Origin of the sequence: Guptibacillus sedimenti (assembly GCF_028610665.1) — a bacterium.
Classification (GTDB): Bacteria; Bacillota; Bacilli; order Bacillales; family Guptibacillaceae; genus Guptibacillus; species Guptibacillus sedimenti.
Genome location: NZ_JAQQWV010000001.1, coordinates 634,394 through 652,067 on the forward strand (window position 1 = coordinate 634,394; position 17,674 = coordinate 652,067).

Consider the following 17,674-nt stretch of genomic DNA (forward strand, 5'->3'; position numbering starts at 1 on the left):
GAAAAGGCATCGCATCGTTATGATGGGGTGCCTTTTCCTTCAAATCAGAAGAGGTGAGTACAATGAAGATACAGGGGAAAGTTGTGGCTTTGCTTGTCTTGATCGCCCTGGTTATCGGTTCAGGTGGTACATATGCAGCCTTTACGCTATTTCAGGACGAGCCTGAAGGAAGCGCCAAATCTTTAACGCTTGGATCAGGAAATGAAATAGAGTCAGAAGAGCTAACGAAAATTAATAAAGCTTATGAGTTAATTAAAGATCGCTATGTGAGCGAAATTGATCAGAAAGATCTGTTAGATGGGGCCATTAAAGGAATGGTGGATACGCTAGAAGATCCTTATTCTGTTTATATGGATCCAAAGACAGCTGAGCAATTTAGTCAATCGCTTGGTTCCTCTTTTGAAGGAATTGGAGCAGAAGTGAACATGACGGATGGAAGAGTCACCATTGTATCCCCTTATAAGGACTCTCCAGCAGAAAAAGCGGGTCTTCGTCCAAACGATAAAATTATGACAATTGATGGCGAAAGTACTGAAGGATTGGATTTATATGATGCGGTTCTAAAAATACGCGGTGAAAAAGGAACGGTTGTTACACTTGGTGTTCTACGTCCTGGGGCTTCAGAAGTGCTGACGGTGGAAGTGACTCGTGACGAAATTCCAATCGAAACAGTCCATGCGGACACCATCAAAGAAAATGGTAAGACAATCGGTGTCTTACAAGTAACGTCCTTTTCAGAAGATACTGCTAAAAGTTTCTCTAAAGAATTAGAAAAACTCGAAGATCAGGGAATCGACGGACTTGTCCTGGATGTTCGAAATAATCCGGGTGGTCTTTTGAATGTCGTTTCGGATATGGCTGAGGAACTTATTCCGAATGATAAGCCATATGTTCAAATAGAAGATCGTGAGGGTGAGAAGCAGGGATCTGTTTCGTCTCTTGAAGAGAAAAAAGACTATCCAATCGTAGGACTTATTGATCGTGGTAGTGCTTCAGCTGCTGAAATTCTTGCTGGTGCGCTGAAAGAAGCTGGCGGCTATGATTTGGTCGGTGAGTCTTCATTTGGTAAAGGAACGGTTCAATCGACAGTTGACCTTGGAGATGGTAGCAACATTAAATTAACGATGTTTAAATGGTTAACGCCTGATGGTAATTGGATTCATAAAGAAGGAATTGAGCCTACAGTTGAGGCGAAACAGCCTGATTACTTCTATGTTAATCCATTGTCTTCTGAAAAAACACTCTCGTTTGATCAAAACAATGAGCAAGTGGAATCTGCTCAAGTAATGTTAAAAGGACTTGGGTTTGAACCAGGTCGAACAGATGGCTACTTCAGTGATAAAACCGTTACAGCTGTAAAAGCTTTTCAACGTTCGAATGATATAAATGTATCGGGTAAAATAGACGAAAAGACGGCTCAAAAACTTCAGGAGAATATTATTGATTCCATTCGCAATCCTGATAACGATGTGCAGCTCGAAACAGCAGTCGAGCTTCTTACGAAATAATCGTAAGAAGGAATTGAACGGTTGATGTCGAAGCTATTCCGCAGGAAAACCTGCGGAATTTTTTTCGAATTTCTCGGTTTGCAGTCGCTTTGCTCTGCATATTGATTTATGACTTCTAGATAAATAGGAACTTACGCATGGAGGATTACTAAATGGATACTTTTGGCCTATCTATACTTAAAGGGATTATAAGCTTTTTTCTACACCCCCTCACGTATATTACAATCATCGGAGCATTTCTTCTTGGAAGGTCACGAGTGAAACGTGACCGTAGAGATTTTCATACGAGGGTGCACGATGTGCTGGATGACGTCGTGTTTGCTGTTGTACCTTGTTTAATCATTGGAGCTGCCTTTTTGCTCTTTAATCTGTTTCTAGGTCTAACAGTTCCTTTCAGTACGACGATCGCCATGAGCATCGCTGCATTATTACTTTTAATCACAGGACAAATTCGGTTTTTGTCTCCAGCTTTTGTTATGATTCTTCCGGTTTTTGCGGCGTTGTTTTATACGCCGCGTGATCTTGGCAACAATACGTTGAATAGGATGCAAGAAGGAATTGGGTCTGTTTCGCTTGTAGCGCTCGCCCTTTTAGTTGGGCTTCTAGTCTTTATCGAAGGGTACTTAATTGCTACGAACGCCGGGAAGCAGACATCTCCAAGACTTGTTGAAAGTAAGCGTGGTAAGATTGTAGGATCGCATGAAATGCAAAGATTATGGCTTTTACCATTGTTTCTTTTTCTTCCGGTAGGTAATGTTGAATCTCTTTCTTGGTGGCCACTTCTGGATTTCGGTAACGAGACCTATGCCTTTCTTCTCCTTCCGTTCCCAATTGGTTTTCGAAAACTTATTCACCATGCCCTACCGCTTCCTGAAATGAAAACTAACGGTAGACAAGTTGCTCTTCTTGGCGCTGGAACAGCGATCCTTGGTATGATCAGTTATTTTCTGGACAACGAGTGGATCGCTTTAACTGCGATTGGCTTAGTCATGGTAGGACGAGCTGGCATATTACTTCTTCATCGTGGTAAAAACAAGCCCGCCTATTTTAATGAGCGAAATGAAGGGTTAGTCATTTTAGGAATCCTTCCTGGGTCTCCAGCCGATCAAATGAGTTTACAGGTTGGTGAAGTAATTTCAAAAGTAAATGGTCTTTCATTAGGGAAAGGCGTCGACTTTTATACAGCACTACAACGGAATGCCGCATTTTGTAAATTAGAGGTTCTCGACATTAATGGAGAGATAAGGTTCGAACAGAAAGCACTTTATAACAATACGCATCATGAACTTGGTTTATTGTTCGTAAAAGAAAATCGCTTTGAGGATCAAGAAGAAGCTCAATAACATTGATTGAAAAAGAAGAAGGCATCTGCCTTCTTCTTTTTTTTCTCTGAAAAACGTGTTCAAAAAAGTTAAACCTTCTTTTTGAAAAAAGTGTCTAAATTTCTATGCCATTTTGTTATAGGGTCTATTCAAGAAATATATGGAAGAGTCAGAATCGACTGAACACCTGCATGGTTGCGTTTACACAGATTTCGACAGTCTTGTTTGTTCAGAAATCACTTGCTACAATTTGATCATTCTTAACGTAAAGGAGCATGTCACAATGACTGGAGAAACTCAGCTACAGCAACAATTGATGGATCTTAATGCGAGAGAAATGAAGTTGCTTCAAAAGTTTGAAATAGAGCGTGAAACGATTATGAGTCAAATGAATGGCAGCACTTCGGTAGTAACAGAAGCCCCAACAAAGGAAGTCGTGAAAATCTTGGAACGGTCACAAGTCGGTATGGGACCTCTTTACCTCTCGGATTTACTCGAAAAGCATTATGGGATTACGATTTCAAAGTCATCACTTTTTAATATTCTCATGATGTTAGCTGAATCTACAGAATACCCAATCAGTCGTATTAGCGAAAAATGCTTTAAATATCATACCAAAGTCATTTAGTCATAAAGCGGTCTTTTCCAATTCTCTTACAAAAAAGAGCGGCTTTATTAAGAAAGAAAAGGTGATTATAATGAACAATGAATTAGAAAATAGCCACATGAAGTCAACGAATGAGTCTAGGACTGCGAAAGCGACAGTCGTTAACCCAACTCATACGAATATTCACGGAACGTTATTTGGAGGTCAATTAATGGCGTTTATTGATGATGTTGCTCTTATTTCAGCAACTCGTCATTCAAGAAGACCGTGTGTGACAGCTTCAACCGATTCGGTTGATTTTCTTCACCCAATTCACCAGGGAGACATCGTCTGTCTTGAATCAATGGTAACGTGGACACATAAAACATCAATGGAAGTTTTTGTGAAAGCTATTGCGGAGAAAATGTTCACCGGTGAACGTCATGTTTGTGCAACAGCGCTTCTAACATTTGTTGCTCTTGATGAAGAAGGGAACCCGGTTGAAGTACCTGGTGTTTATCCTGAAACGGAAGAAGAAAAATTCTTGAATGAAACAGCTGCTGAACGTAAAGAACTTCGTAGAGGAAGAAAGGGCGAAAGTCGAAAATTAGCGCGTGAATTCGGAACGCCAAAACCGTGGGATGCTACTCAATTTACTGGGGTGTAAAGGCTAATACGTGAATTAGCCTCATCGAGTTGAAAGAGAGAATTCCTTACTCATCATAGCTTTCTCTCCCTATCTTGTTGTAAGATGGGGGGAGAAATGTTTAGAGAGAGGGGAACTCATCCTTATGCAAGGAATATTAATTGCTTTATTAGTTCCAGCGATAATTATGGTCGTGTTTACACGAGTAACATATAACACGTACGTTAGCTTTGGATTAACCATTTTATTTATGTGGGCTGTATTCGGTGGTATTGACCATCCCATTCACCTTATTTTATTAACCGTACTGTCTTCGCTCGTAGGTTTCTATTTTTCGATGCAAACCCAAAAAAAGAATAAGAAAAAAATGAAGTAGCGTCTATTCAAAAAAGAATAGGCGCTTCTTTTTCGTCCAATACTGGTAAAGAAATAGTCCCATTAACATCATAATGTATCCGATAAGAATGAGGAGGCCAGGAATTGTTTGATGAAGTAGCTTTAAAACAATACTAATCATTGTAAAAAAATAAAGTATGCCAAGTAATTTCTTCATCATTTTTTCAGGAAAAGAAGCTGTTACACTTGCTCCAAATCGCGCACCAACTAATGCCCCAATCACAAGAATAGTAGCAAGCGTAATCGGGATCGAGACCGTTTGTATGTAAGAGAAAAAACCTGTCGATACAATGAAGATGATTGACGTAAGCGATGTACCAACGGCTAGTTGGGCTGGTATACCTAATACACTTATTAATAACGGTACCATCACGAAGCCACCTCCTACGCCAAGAATTGAAGAAACAAATCCGCCTAGTAAGCCGATTAGAATTGGTCCAAGAGGGGAAAAGGTAGTAGTACTTCTATTTTCAGCGTTTTTGTTAGCTTCTAACAGCATTGATATTGAAAAATACCCTAAAAGAAGGATATATAATAGGGAGATAGCCGTATCATCAAGTCCTTCTTTAGTGAGATAGAGGACAAGTGGCTTAGCAAGCTGAGTTCCAATCATGCCACTAATTGATAGAAATAGTGTAGTTTTTAATATGAATTTATTACTTTGTATATAGGTTAAAGCTCCAGAAATCGATGTACTCATACTGTAAAGTAAACTGATTGTGATGGCGGTTGATGGCGAATACCCAAGGAGTAGAAGGATAGGCGTGAGAAGAAATCCACCCCCCACCCCGAAAAATCCCGAGATCGCTCCAATAGCTAAGCCTGTTGGTAAAGCCCATAAAAGCAGCAATAACAATAATAAAACCCCTTTTTAGTAAAGCTAGTTAAACAGTAGACAGCTGCTGAATCACTCTGTCCACCTTTAACAGCATACAGGAGTTTCATCTCGAGAGAAAGTTAGTAAAAAAACGCGAATGTCAGTTCGCTTTAATTGAAGTTTTGCCTAACATCTGTGTTATAATAAATCACAGGAAAGATAGGAACGGAGGCGAAGATGGTGGAGAAAAAGTTTGAGTTGGTATCGGATTATGAGCCTCAAGGTGACCAGCCAGAAGCAATCAAGAAGCTCGTGAAAGGTGTTCAACAAAATGAGCGTCATCAAACGTTGCTTGGTGCAACTGGAACTGGTAAAACGTTTACGATGTCTAACGTGATTCAAGAGGTGAATAAACCTACCCTTATTATTGCGCACAATAAAACGTTGGCGGGACAGTTATATAGCGAATTTAAAGAGTACTTCCCACATAATGCAGTGGAATATTTCGTCAGCTATTATGATTACTATCAGCCGGAAGCTTACATACCTCAATCCGATACATTTATTGAAAAAGATGCAAGTATTAATGATGAAATAGATAAGCTTCGCCACTCAGCAACATCCAGTTTATTTGAGCGAAATGATGTTATTATCGTAGCGAGTGTTTCTTGTATTTATGGTCTCGGTAATCCAGAAGAATACAAGAGCTTAGTGCTATCCCTTCGAAAAGGAATGGAGAAAGATCGCGATCAGTTACTGCGGGATATGGTCGATATTCAATATGCGCGCAATGATATTAATTTTACACGCGGGACATTTCGCGTTCGAGGAGACGTTGTGGAAATTTTCCCAGCATCTCGTGATGAGCACTGCATTCGCATTGAATTTTTTGGGGACGAAATTGATCGTATTACAGAAGTTAATTCGTTAACTGGTGAGATACTTGGCGAGCGAGAGCACGTAGCCATTTTCCCAGCATCTCACTTCGTAACCCGTGAAGAAAAGTTAAAAATCGCTATCCAGCGTATTGAAGCTGAGCTTGAAGAAAGGCTTAAAGTTCTAAATGACGAAGGAAAACTTCTCGAAGCACAGCGTCTAGAGCAGCGAACAAGATATGATATTGAAATGATGGCAGAGATGGGATTCTGTTCAGGAATTGAAAACTATTCAAGACATTTAACGCTTCGTGAAGCAGGAGCAACGCCATATACGTTAATGGACTACTTCCCAGAGGATTTCTTAATTATGGTCGATGAGTCACATGTTACGCTTCCTCAAGTAAGAGGTATGTATAACGGTGACCAGGCGAGAAAAGGCGTGCTGGTCGATCACGGCTTCCGACTACCTTCTGCGAAAGATAATCGCCCTCTTCGATTTGAAGAGTTTGAAGAGAAAGCTCATCAGTTTGTTTATGTATCAGCAACGCCTGGTCCATATGAAGGTGAGCATTCGACGCAAGTTGTGGAGCAGATTATTCGTCCAACTGGGCTTCTTGATCCTACGATTGAAATCCGTCCGATTGAAGGTCAGATTGATGATCTACTAGATGAAATTAATCAGCGATCCGCTCGTAATGAACGTGTGCTTGTTACCACCCTCACGAAAAAGATGTCAGAAGACTTAACGGATTATTTACTTGAAATGGGGGTAAAGGTACGTTACCTGCACTCTGAAATAAAAACGCTTGAACGAATCGAGATCATACGTGATTTACGCTTAGGAGTATTTGATGTATTAGTTGGAATTAACCTTCTGAGAGAGGGACTCGATATTCCTGAAGTGTCACTTGTCGCCATTTTGGATGCCGATAAGGAAGGTTTCTTGAGATCAGAACGCTCCTTAATTCAAACGATTGGACGTGCCGCGCGTAACTCCAGCGGACATGTTATTTTATATGCTGATAAAGTGACGAACTCGATGGAAATTGCGATGAATGAAACAAGTCGCCGTCGTGAAATTCAACAAGAATACAACACCAAGTACGGTATTACCCCAACGACAATTAAGAAAAAAGTTCGTGAAGGCATCCGTGCCACTATTGCAGCAGAAGAAGGCGAAGAATATACAGTACCAACCCCAGGTAAGATGAACAAGCAAGAACGTGCAAAAGTGATTGAAAATGTAGAAAAAGAAATGAAGGATGCTGCGCGAGACCTTAATTTCGAGCGCGCTGCTGAACTTCGTGACCTATTATTAGAGCTTAAAGCGGAAGGATGACGAACAAATGGCAAACGATGAGATCGTCGTCAAAGGGGCCAGAGCCCATAATTTAAAAAACATTGATGTGACGATTCCGAGAGATAAACTTGTCGTGGTTACAGGTTTATCAGGATCGGGAAAATCTTCCCTTGCTTTCGATACAATTTATGCAGAGGGACAGCGTCGCTATGTTGAATCTTTATCAGCTTATGCAAGGCAGTTTCTTGGTCAAATGGATAAGCCGGATGTAGACGCCATTGAAGGGCTTTCACCAGCGATTTCAATTGATCAGAAAACCACAAGTCGTAACCCGCGATCAACAGTTGGAACGGTAACCGAAATCTATGATTACCTTCGCCTGTTATTTGCAAGAATTGGTCGACCAGTTTGTCCTCGTCACGGCGTTGAAATCACATCACAAACCATTGAGCAAATGGTCGATCGTATTCTTACTTATGAAGAGCGTACGAAGCTACAGATCCTATCGCCTGTCGTCTCAGGACGTAAAGGTGAACATGTGAAAGTACTTGAAGATATTAAGAAGCAGGGCTATGTTCGCGTTCGTGTCGACGGTGAAATGATGGAAGTAGCTGACGAAATCACATTAGAAAAAAACAAGAAGCATTCAATCGAAGTTGTTATTGACCGGATTGTTGTAAAAGATGGCGTTCAGTCAAGACTAGCAGATTCCTTGGAAACGGCTCTTAATCTCGGTGGTGGTCAAGTAATTGTTGATGTAATGGGACAAGAAGAATTGCTCTTTAATCAGCACCATTCGTGCCCATATTGCGGTTTTTCGATTGGAGAGCTAGAGCCGAGACTGTTTTCGTTTAATAGTCCTTTCGGTGCTTGCCCCTCTTGTGATGGTTTAGGTCTGAAGCTTGAAGTAGACCTTGATTTAGTTATTCCGGATTGGGATAAGTCTCTTCGTGAGCATGCACTTGCTCCATGGGAGCCTGTTAGTTCAAACTATTATCCGCAATTACTTGAAAGTGTGTGCAATCATTTCGGTATTGACATGGATACTCCTGTAAACAAAATCCCAAGAGCGCAGCTTGATAAAGTGCTTTACGGCAGCGATGCAGAAAAAGTGTATTTCCGATATGAAAATGATTTTGGACAGGTTCGCGAGAATAATGTGCCATTTGAGGGTGTTATTCCAAACGTAGAGCGTCGCTATCGTGAGACAAGCTCTGACTACATTCGTGAGCAAATGGAAGCTTATATGGCACAAAAACCGTGTCCCACATGTAAAGGCTACCGTCTAAAGAAGGAAGCTCGTTCTGTTTTAATTAACGGAAAGCATATTGGAGAAGCGACTGAATATGCGATTAAAGATGCAGCAGGATTTTTCGATCAATTGGAACTAACTGCAAAAGAAGCGACAATTGGTAAGATGATTTTACGCGAAATTCAGGATCGCCTTGGTTTCCTAGTTAACGTTGGTTTAGATTATTTAACGCTCAATCGTTCCGCTGGTACGTTATCGGGTGGGGAGGCTCAGCGCATTCGACTCGCTACTCAGGTAGGCTCAAGATTAATGGGTGTGTTGTATATTTTGGATGAACCATCGATTGGTCTTCACCAACGTGACAACGATCGGTTAATTTCAACCCTTCAAAATATGCGCGACCTCGGCAATACGCTTATTGTCGTAGAGCATGATGAGGATACAATGCTATCTGCTGATCATATCATTGATATCGGTCCCGGAGCGGGAGCACATGGTGGCTATATTACATCTGAAGGATCTCCGGCTGAAATTATGGATGATGAAGAATCTTTAACTGGAGAATACCTTTCTGGTAAGAAGTTCATTCCTGTGCCGACGGAGCGTCGGAAGCCTGATGGCAGGTACATTGAAATCATTGGGGCAAAAGAAAACAACCTTAAAAATACGAAAGCAAAAATTCCGATTGGTTTATTTACTTGTGTAACGGGCGTTTCTGGTTCAGGAAAAAGTACGCTGATCAATGAAATCTTGTACAAAGCGCTTGCTCAGAAGCTTCATAAAGCAAAGGATAAGCCTGGAGAGCATAAAAAAATCAATGGTCTTGAGCATGTCGATAAGGTTATTGATATCGACCAATCTCCTATTGGGCGAACACCTCGGTCGAATCCAGCAACGTATACAGGTGTGTTCGATGATATCCGTGATGTTTTTGCTCAGACAAATGAAGCAAAAGTACGAGGGTATAAAAAAGGAAGGTTTAGTTTTAATGTTAAAGGCGGCCGTTGTGAAGCATGTCGCGGTGATGGAATCATTAAGATTGAAATGCACTTTTTGCCTGATGTCTACGTTCCTTGTGAAGTATGTCATGGAAAACGCTATAACCGAGAAACGCTAGAAATTGAGTATAAAGGTATGAATATTGCTGATATTTTGGAGATGACGGTAGAAGATGGACTTGATTTCTTTAAAAACATTCCAAAGATTAACCGTAAGCTTCAAACCCTTTATGATGTAGGCTTAAGTTATATTAAACTTGGCCAGCCAGCTACGACTGTTTCGGGCGGCGAAGCGCAGCGTGTGAAGCTTGCCTCACAGCTTTACAAACGATCAACTGGTAAGACACTTTATATTCTTGATGAACCGACGACTGGATTGCATGTTGATGATATCTCTCGTTTATTGGAAGTTCTTCAACGTCTCGTTGAAAATGGAGACTCCGTGCTCATTATTGAGCATAATTTGGATGTCATTAAAACAGCGGACTATCTCATTGATCTAGGTCCTGAAGGTGGCGATGGTGGCGGTGAAGTTATTGCAACAGGAACACCTGAAAAAATTATTAAAGAAGAACGTTCTTACACAGGAAACTATCTTGCGCCAATTCTTGAGCGTGATAAAAACCGGATGAAGAAGAAATTAGAGCAAACTCAGTCAGTATAAACTGTTAAGACAGCGAATCGCTGTCTTTTCGTTTTTTCTTATTTCTTTTTGAAACTTTCTTTTTGACGAATCGTATAGTTAGGTAGAGAATATTGAAAGGGGAAGCAATTATGTCTGTAGAAAAAGTAATGTCCTCCCTTTGCTATTTTAGCGTATTTTTCGCACCGTTTCTTTTTCCGATCATTGTTTATTTTGTTGTGAGGGATGAAGAAGTGTCTTATCATGCGAAGCGCTCGATTGTCTCTCACCTCCTTCCATTTCTTACGATCATTCTGGCGCTTTTAGCTGTATTTGTGATGGATGTAGGTGTGGTGATCATTTTAGGTTTTATCTTGTTTAGTTTACTTAATGTTGTGGTCTTTATCTGGAACATTGTAAAAGGAATTCAGGTTCTCCGGTGGTAATTGTTCAAATAGTTTAAACGAATAAACAAAAAGGAGATGTTTTGAATGAATGAAGAACGTAGAATGATTCTTAAAATGATTGAAGATGGTAAAATTTCGGCTGATGAAGGCGCTAAGCTATTAAAAGCTGTCGGAACAAATGAAGGGTCAGAGGAAAGGAAATTTGAGAAGTCAACAGATACTCACACTGATCGAACCGCTCCTAGCTATAAGGTAGGGCAGTTTGTCGAATCTCTTATTCAAAAAGTAAAAGATATGGATCTCGATTTTAATTTCGGTTCATCTGAAGAAGTAACTCACGTTTATGAACAACTCGAAGCTACACCAGAGACGCTTGATGTGCATGTTCGAAATGGTGAAATTACGTTTCAGACGTGGGAACGAAACGATGTGAAAATCGATTGTCGTGCCAATGTATACCGGGTATCGAATCAACAGGATGCAATGGATAAGCTGTTACGAGATACTTACTTTTCAGTCGATAATGGAAAAATGACGTTCAAATCAGAACGTGCTGATGTCAAGGTGAATCTAGTGATTTATGTCCCTGCCTCTAACTATGAGGGAGTGTGGATTACGACGTTTAATGGTGATGTAACAGGTGAGAGTATTACATCAGCAAAAGCTAAGTTAAAAACAGCTAATGGGAAAATCGGTATTCGAAAATCGAACGTAAAAGTACTTGAAGCTGAAACAGGAAATGGCGCGATTGTGGTAGAAGAGTCAACTGGTGAAATTTGTGAACTTGAAACGGCAAATGGTCCAATTACGATTGATGGCACATTTGTTGAGACAGACGCGCAATCCATGAATGGAGCCATTCGCCATACGCTTCAAAATGCTGTTAGTGGTAGTGCGGATTTCAAAACGGTTAACGGTACAATACAAATTGTTATCCCTAAAGGCATGAATATAAAAGGAGATCTTAAATCGACAATCGGAGCGATTACAACGGATCTTAATAACATGAGTATTCTTCGCGAGAAAAAAGAGATTTCACATCGCTTAAAGAAGTTTAGAACAGAAGAAGAGTCTGAACACAGCTATCGCATCGAAGCGAATTCAACAGCTGGTTCAATTTCAGTTTCTTATCTTTAGAAGATCGAATAAAGGGATAAAGGAACGCCTATATTAAAAAGGTCAATGGATAGGGGGGGTATGATGCGACACTGGCTTTTAAGTTTACTTGTAAATAGCGTCGTGCTAATGGTAGTAGCAGGATATTTTGATGGGTTTTTTATTCAAGGGCTCGGATCGGCTATTCTCGCGAGCGTTATCCTTTCGCTTGTGAATGTGTTTATTAAGCCGTTCCTTATCCTGCTTACCCTTCCTGTGACGATCCTTACGCTAGGTTTGTTCTTGGTTGTGATAAATGCGATCACCCTTATGATTACGGCTTCGCTAATGGGAGATGCATTCGTCATTGATGGCTTTGGAATGGCGATTCTTGCTGCCATAGTGATCGGATTGTTAAATTTATTGATTGAGAAGTTCATAATGGAACCGATTCGCCGGAAAGCATAAAAGCACGCTCTCTTCTCGAGGGCGTGCTTTTTTTCATAGAGGAAGACCAGACATAGGAAGGAGTAAGTAGAACTTTGTCCAAGATTGGGTTCAGTTAAGCTGCTTGGATATGAAGGTCCTTCCATATGGAAGTTTCTCGTTATTCTGGTATGATGAAAAGAAAAGGAGGGATGATCGATGTCGTTTCATAACCAAAGCATCCTACCGGCAGTGAGGAAAATGCGTGATTTTGAAATTTTATTAAATAGTAAGTATACATATATAGTCCTGTTAGATACGCATATCGGCCAATTAAAATCAGTTATTCGGGAGGGAAATAGAGCTGGGAAAAAGATTCTATTGCACGCAGATCTTGTTCAAGGCTTACGGAATGATGAACATGGTGCTGAATTTTTATGTCAAGAAATTAAGCCAGCGGGCCTTATCTCGACAAGATCCAGTGTGCTTGGAGTAGCCAAAAGAAGAGGCATTCTCTCTGTGCAGCGCTTGTTCATGCTCGACTCGATGGCGCTCGATACGAGTTATAGTATGGTGAAAAATACGAAACCAGACTGTGTAGAAGTGTTGCCAGGTATTATTCCTCAGGTTTTTGAAGAACTTCATGAACAAATCAAAGTACCGATCTTCGCAGGAGGATTTATTCGTACAATTGAAGACGTAGAGGCAGCGTTAAGTGGAGGAGCGGCGGCGGTCACTACTTCGAAAAAAGAGTTATGGAAACATTTTCAACCAGATTGAACCACTTGACATCGCTTACATATGTCTGGTTAAATAGGTGGTAGGTTAATAGCTCGTGCCTGAGATGAGGAGAACCACACACAAATCCTGTCAGTTGATAGGAGAGATTGGTGTGGTTTTTTTTAATTTCCCTTTTAGAATGATAGAAAGAGGGAATAGGCTCAGAGAGGAGTTTTAACTAAACTCAGGAAGAAGGTGTTCTGATTTGTCTCCAGTTATAGGTGAAATATTAGGTACAATGATTCTAATTATATTTGGTGGTGGCGTTGTTGCAAACGTTAACTTAAAAGATTCGAAAGCTCAAGGCGGGGGATGGATTGTCGTTGCCCTAGGATGGGGCCTTGGTGTTGCTATGGGGGTTTATGCAGTTGGTCAGGTAAGTGGCGCTCATTTAAATCCTGCTGTATCGTTAGGGTTAGCAGCTGTTGGCGATTTTCCGTGGAGTGATGTACCAGGCTACATATTGGCGCAAATGATTGGTGCATTTCTCGGTGGATGTATCGTGTACTTTCATTTTCTTCCTCATTTCCGTAGAGAAGACGATAAAGCGCTTAAATTGGCTGTATTTTCTACCGATCCTGCTATTCCGCATACGTTTAGTAACTTTTTAAGTGAGTTTATTGGAACAGCGATGCTTTTGATTGGACTTCTTGCGATTGGTTCGAATGATTTTACTGATGGACTGAATCCCTTCATCGTAGGTTTCCTTATTGTAGCGATCGGACTTTCTCTTGGTGGTACGACGGGGTATGCGATTAACCCTGCTCGAGACCTTGGCCCAAGAATCGCTCACTTTTTCTTGCCTATACCAGGCAAAGGGGATTCGAATTGGCGATATGCCTGGATCCCGGTTATAGGTCCCGCTTGTGGCGGAATGTATGGTGCCATTCTTTTTAAAGCGGTAACAGAAGCAACATATAGCATTGTTTTTTGGGTATCTACTGTCGTAGTAGCAATTTTATTTGTAATTCTTTATCAACTTAGTGATAAGCTTCAAGATACAGTTCATGCTTCGTCTGAAGCGAAAAATTAATCATTTAATTCTATTTAGGGAGGAAACAACATGTCAAAAAAGTACATTTTATCATTGGATCAAGGAACGACAAGCTCACGTGCGATTCTTTTTAATAAGAAAGGTGAAATCGTAAACGTTGCTCAAAAAGAATTCAAGCAGCATTTTCCTAAATCTGGTTGGGTTGAACACGATGCTCAAGAAATCTGGAGCTCGATTCTTTCCGTAATGGCACAGGTTCTCTCCTCTGCTTCTGATCTATCTGCTAAAGATATTGAAGCGATCGGAATTACGAATCAGCGTGAAACAACAGTGGTTTGGGATAAAAATACCGGAAAACCGATTTACAACGCGATTGTGTGGCAATCTCGTCAAACGGCTGGTATCGTTAAGGAGCTAAAAGATCAGGGTCATGAAGACATGGTTCGAAACAAGACTGGTCTTTTAATTGATGCTTATTTCTCTGGAACAAAGGTTAAATGGATTTTGGACAATGTAGACGGAGCGCGCGAGAAGGCGGAAAATGGTGATCTTCTTTTCGGAACAATTGATTCGTGGTTGATCTGGAAACTTTCCGGCGGAGAAGCCCACGTGACCGATTACACAAATGCTTCCCGTACGATGATGTATAACATTTATGACTTAAAGTGGGACGAAGAGTTGCTTGAAATGTTAAACGTTCCGAAATCGATGCTTCCTGAAGTTCGTCCTTCATCTGAAGTCTACGCAAATACCGTTGATTATCATTTCTTTGGTCAAAATGTTCCGATTGCGGGCGTGGCAGGTGACCAACAAGCAGCTTTATTCGGACAGGCTTGTTATGATAAAGGAATGGCGAAAAATACGTATGGTACGGGCTGCTTTATGCTCATGAATACCGGTGAAAAAGCGGTTAAGTCTGAAAATGGTCTTCTTACAACGATCGCGTGGGGCGTTGATGGTAAAGTGGAATACGCTTTAGAAGGTAGTATCTTTGTTGCAGGATCTGCAATCCAATGGCTACGTGACGGTTTACGCATGTTTAACGAAGCACCTGAAAGTGAGCGTTATGCAGAACGTGTTGAGTCCACTGATGGCGTTTATATGGTGCCAGCGTTTGTTGGACTAGGAACGCCATATTGGGATAGTGATGTAAAGGGAGCTGTCTTTGGTTTAACAAGAGGAACGAGTAAAGAGCACTTTGTACGCGCAACGCTTGAATCCCTTGCGTATCAAACGAGAGATGTGCTTGATGCGATGACCACTGATTCTGGCATTGACCTTAAAACACTCCGCGTTGATGGAGGTGTTGTAAATAACAACTTCCTTATGCAATTCCAGAGCGATATTATTGGTGTCCCTGTTGAACGTCCAACGGTTAGTGAGACAACAGCACTTGGTGCAGCTTACCTTGCAGGACTCGCGACTGGATATTGGAAAGATAAAGAAGAAATTAAGAAACAGTGGATGATCGATAAAACGTTTGATCCTAAAATGAAAGAAGAAGAGCGAGAAGAGCTATATGGAGGATGGAAAAAAGCTGTAAATGCAACAATGGCTTTTAAATAATCCATTTTTCTAGGCATAGCATACAGGTTATGCTACAATGAACTTAAGTTAATAGTGTTCTGGTCGGAGAATAGGAGAAGACCACAGCGCCCAAGCATGGATTGTCATGCTCTGGTGTGTTGTGGTCTTTTTTTGTTCTTTAAACGAGTTTTTGTAGGAATGTTTAAACTAATGCTTAAGAAACCCTCCATTAGGGGTAAAGTACTGAAGAGAAGAATTATAGAAACTGATGTTAATTAAGTAATTGTTCATATAACAAAAGGGAGTGTTCATCTTGGTTAAACCATTTTCAGGATTGCAAAGAAGCGTAGTACTTGATCAAATCGTCTCAGAGGAGCTAGATGTCCTCGTTGTAGGTGGAGGAATTACCGGTGCAGGAATTTTACTTGACTCAGCTTCGAGAGGAATGAACGCAGCCGTTATCGAAATGCAGGATTTCGCTGCTGGTACGTCAAGTCGTTCCACGAAGCTCGTACACGGTGGTCTTCGTTACCTTAAAAATTTCGAAGTAGGGCTAGTTGCTGAAGTGGGGAAAGAGCGTGCGATTGTGTATGAGAACGCGCCGCATGTCACTACGCCAGAATGGATGCTACTACCAATTATTAAAGGTGGTACGTTTGGGAAGTTCTCTACTGGAGCAGGTTTGGCTCTTTATGACAGATTAGCTGGTGTGAAACGAAAAGAAAGAAGAAGCATGTTGTCGAAGAAAGAGACATTAGATAAAGAACCTCTTCTTCGTAAAAGTGATATAAAAGGTGGCGGATATTACGTAGAATACCGCACGGACGATGCTCGTCTAACCCTAGAAATTATGAAGGAAGCTGTTCATCGCGGTGGAAAAGCGGTTAACTATGTGAAAGCGGAACAGCTTTTATATGAAGATGGGAAAGTAGTTGGCGTTCGCGCGAAAGACGTTGTAACGGGTGAAACGCGTGAAATCCGCGCGAAAAAAGTCGTAAACGCAGCGGGGCCATGGGTAGATGAAATTCGTGAGCTCGATCAATCTAAAAAAGGAAAGCACATGTTCCTAACGAAAGGTGTTCACCTTGTTTTTGATCAGTCTAAATTCCCGCTCCAGCAAGCCGTGTATTTCGATACACCGTTTGATGATGGTCGGATGATGTTTGCGATCCCACGTGCTGGTAAGACGTACATCGGTACAACGGATACACAATATACCAAAAACCCTGTACATCCTCAGATGACGGTCGAAGATAGAGACTATATTGTTGATGCAGCGAACTTCATGTTCCCTGGCATTAATGTAACGAAAGAAGATGTGGAATCAAGCTGGTCTGGTGTTCGTCCATTGATTCACGAAGAAGGAAAAGATCCATCTGAAATTTCTCGTAAAGATGAAATCTTCCTTTCTGACTCTGGCTTAATTACAATTGCCGGTGGTAAACTCACGGGTTACCGTAAAATGGCTGAAAAAGTGGTCAATCTGATTACAGATCAATTTAAAGAAGAAAAATATAAAAAGTTTCCAGCTTCGACAACGAAAAATATGGTGCTATCAGGCGGTTACGTTGGCGGAAGCAAAGGTTTTAAAGAATATGCAACGGAACAAGTACGACGTGGAACTACGCTTGGTTTAAGCGTGAAAGAAGCAGAAACGCTCGTACAGCGTTACGGTTCTAATATTGAACGAATCTATCAAATCATTGAAACGGTCGGAACAGAGGCAAGCTTCCATCACTTAAGTCTTGAAGTGTTCTCAACCCTTATTTATGGGATTGAAGAAGAGATGGTGGCAACACCGCTTGATTACTTCAACCGTAGAACAAGTGCACTTTACTTTGATATTGATTGGGTGCGTCGCTGGAAAGAGCCAGTCATTGAGTACATGGCGAAGCGACTTAACTGGTCGAACGAAATGAAGCAAGCACACATTCAGGAACTCGATAAGCAAATGCATGATGCGGTTGTACCGTTGAAAGTAAAATAAGACTTGAAAAACCGGAGCATACGCTTCGGTTTTTTTTGTGGTGATGGGGAGGTGCGTAATCCCCATCACAAAAATGGTTTTAATCTATATGTGCTTTGAAATAGGAAATGGTACAATAGGGGAAGTTGAATTG

The 17,674-nt window shown here is 41.1% G+C and carries 15 protein-coding genes; 14 read left to right on the forward strand and 1 reads right to left on the reverse strand.

The window, feature by feature from the left end; translation table 11 throughout:
• The first annotated feature begins 68 nt into the window (after positions 1-68).
• The 5 genes from PQ578_RS02975 to PQ578_RS02995 all read left to right on the forward strand — a co-directional run bounded on the left by PQ578_RS02975 (position 69) and on the right by PQ578_RS02995 (position 4,438).
• The gene (locus tag PQ578_RS02975; RefSeq protein ID WP_420541529.1) at positions 69-1,508 is read left to right on the forward strand and encodes a S41 family peptidase; all 1,440 of its coding nucleotides are present in this window, start codon (positions 69-71) and stop codon (positions 1,506-1,508) included.
• A 152-nt stretch (positions 1,509-1,660) separates the two neighbouring features.
• Entirely contained in the window at positions 1,661-2,851 is a 1,191-nt protein-coding gene (locus PQ578_RS02980) for a PDZ domain-containing protein (protein WP_273832141.1), read from the forward strand.
• Between the two features lie 262 nt (positions 2,852-3,113).
• Entirely contained in the window at positions 3,114-3,458 is a 345-nt protein-coding gene (locus tag PQ578_RS02985; protein WP_273832142.1) for a hypothetical protein, read from the forward strand.
• Positions 3,459-3,528: 70 nt separating this feature from the next.
• Positions 3,529-4,083: an acyl-CoA thioesterase gene (locus PQ578_RS02990; RefSeq protein WP_224882113.1), complete on the forward strand. Its 555-nt coding sequence runs from the start codon at positions 3,529-3,531 to the stop codon at positions 4,081-4,083.
• A gap of 124 nt (positions 4,084-4,207) precedes the next feature.
• Complete coding sequence (locus PQ578_RS02995) at positions 4,208-4,438, forward strand: DUF2198 family protein (RefSeq protein WP_273832143.1); 231 nt, start codon at positions 4,208-4,210, stop codon at positions 4,436-4,438.
• A 3-nt stretch (positions 4,439-4,441) separates the two neighbouring features.
• Here PQ578_RS02995 and PQ578_RS03000 read toward each other — a convergent pair whose 3' ends face one another.
• Entirely contained in the window at positions 4,442-5,314 is an 873-nt protein-coding gene (locus PQ578_RS03000; RefSeq protein ID WP_273832144.1) for a sulfite exporter TauE/SafE family protein, read from the reverse strand.
• A 201-nt stretch (positions 5,315-5,515) separates the two neighbouring features.
• On the opposite strand from PQ578_RS03000, the gene uvrB reads away from it, so the two are divergent.
• From uvrB to PQ578_RS03045, 9 genes are all read left to right on the forward strand, one after another.
• The gene (gene uvrB / locus PQ578_RS03005) at positions 5,516-7,492 is read left to right on the forward strand and encodes an excinuclease ABC subunit UvrB (RefSeq protein ID WP_273832145.1); all 1,977 of its coding nucleotides are present in this window, start codon (positions 5,516-5,518) and stop codon (positions 7,490-7,492) included.
• A 7-nt stretch (positions 7,493-7,499) separates the two neighbouring features.
• On the forward strand, positions 7,500-10,367 hold the full coding sequence (gene uvrA / locus PQ578_RS03010; RefSeq protein WP_273832146.1) for an excinuclease ABC subunit UvrA: 2,868 nt from the start codon (positions 7,500-7,502) through the stop codon (positions 10,365-10,367).
• 110 nt (positions 10,368-10,477) lie between these two features.
• Positions 10,478-10,771 (forward strand): magnetosome magnetite crystal formation protein family, encoded by a 294-nt coding sequence (locus tag PQ578_RS03015; protein ID WP_098445051.1) that lies wholly within the window; start codon positions 10,478-10,480, stop codon positions 10,769-10,771.
• Positions 10,772-10,816: 45 nt separating this feature from the next.
• Positions 10,817-11,869 (forward strand): DUF4097 family beta strand repeat-containing protein, encoded by a 1,053-nt coding sequence (locus PQ578_RS03020; protein ID WP_160917858.1) that lies wholly within the window; start codon positions 10,817-10,819, stop codon positions 11,867-11,869.
• Between the two features lie 63 nt (positions 11,870-11,932).
• Positions 11,933-12,295 (forward strand): phage holin family protein, encoded by a 363-nt coding sequence (locus PQ578_RS03025; protein WP_273832147.1) that lies wholly within the window; start codon positions 11,933-11,935, stop codon positions 12,293-12,295.
• Between the two features lie 177 nt (positions 12,296-12,472).
• A complete protein-coding gene (locus PQ578_RS03030; protein WP_159785018.1) occupies positions 12,473-13,033 on the forward strand; it encodes a glycerol-3-phosphate responsive antiterminator in 561 nt (186 codons plus the stop codon).
• Positions 13,034-13,271: 238 nt separating this feature from the next.
• Positions 13,272-14,066, forward strand: coding sequence for an MIP/aquaporin family protein (locus PQ578_RS03035; RefSeq protein ID WP_420541530.1), 795 nt, complete (start codon positions 13,272-13,274; stop codon positions 14,064-14,066).
• A 30-nt stretch (positions 14,067-14,096) separates the two neighbouring features.
• The gene (gene glpK / locus PQ578_RS03040) at positions 14,097-15,593 is read left to right on the forward strand and encodes a glycerol kinase GlpK (RefSeq protein WP_273832149.1); all 1,497 of its coding nucleotides are present in this window, start codon (positions 14,097-14,099) and stop codon (positions 15,591-15,593) included.
• Between the two features lie 274 nt (positions 15,594-15,867).
• Positions 15,868-17,541 carry a glycerol-3-phosphate dehydrogenase/oxidase gene (locus tag PQ578_RS03045; RefSeq protein WP_273832150.1) on the forward strand — a complete coding sequence of 558 codons (1,674 nt, stop codon included), beginning with the start codon at positions 15,868-15,870 and terminating at the stop codon, positions 17,539-17,541.
• Positions 17,542-17,674 lie beyond the last annotated feature (133 nt).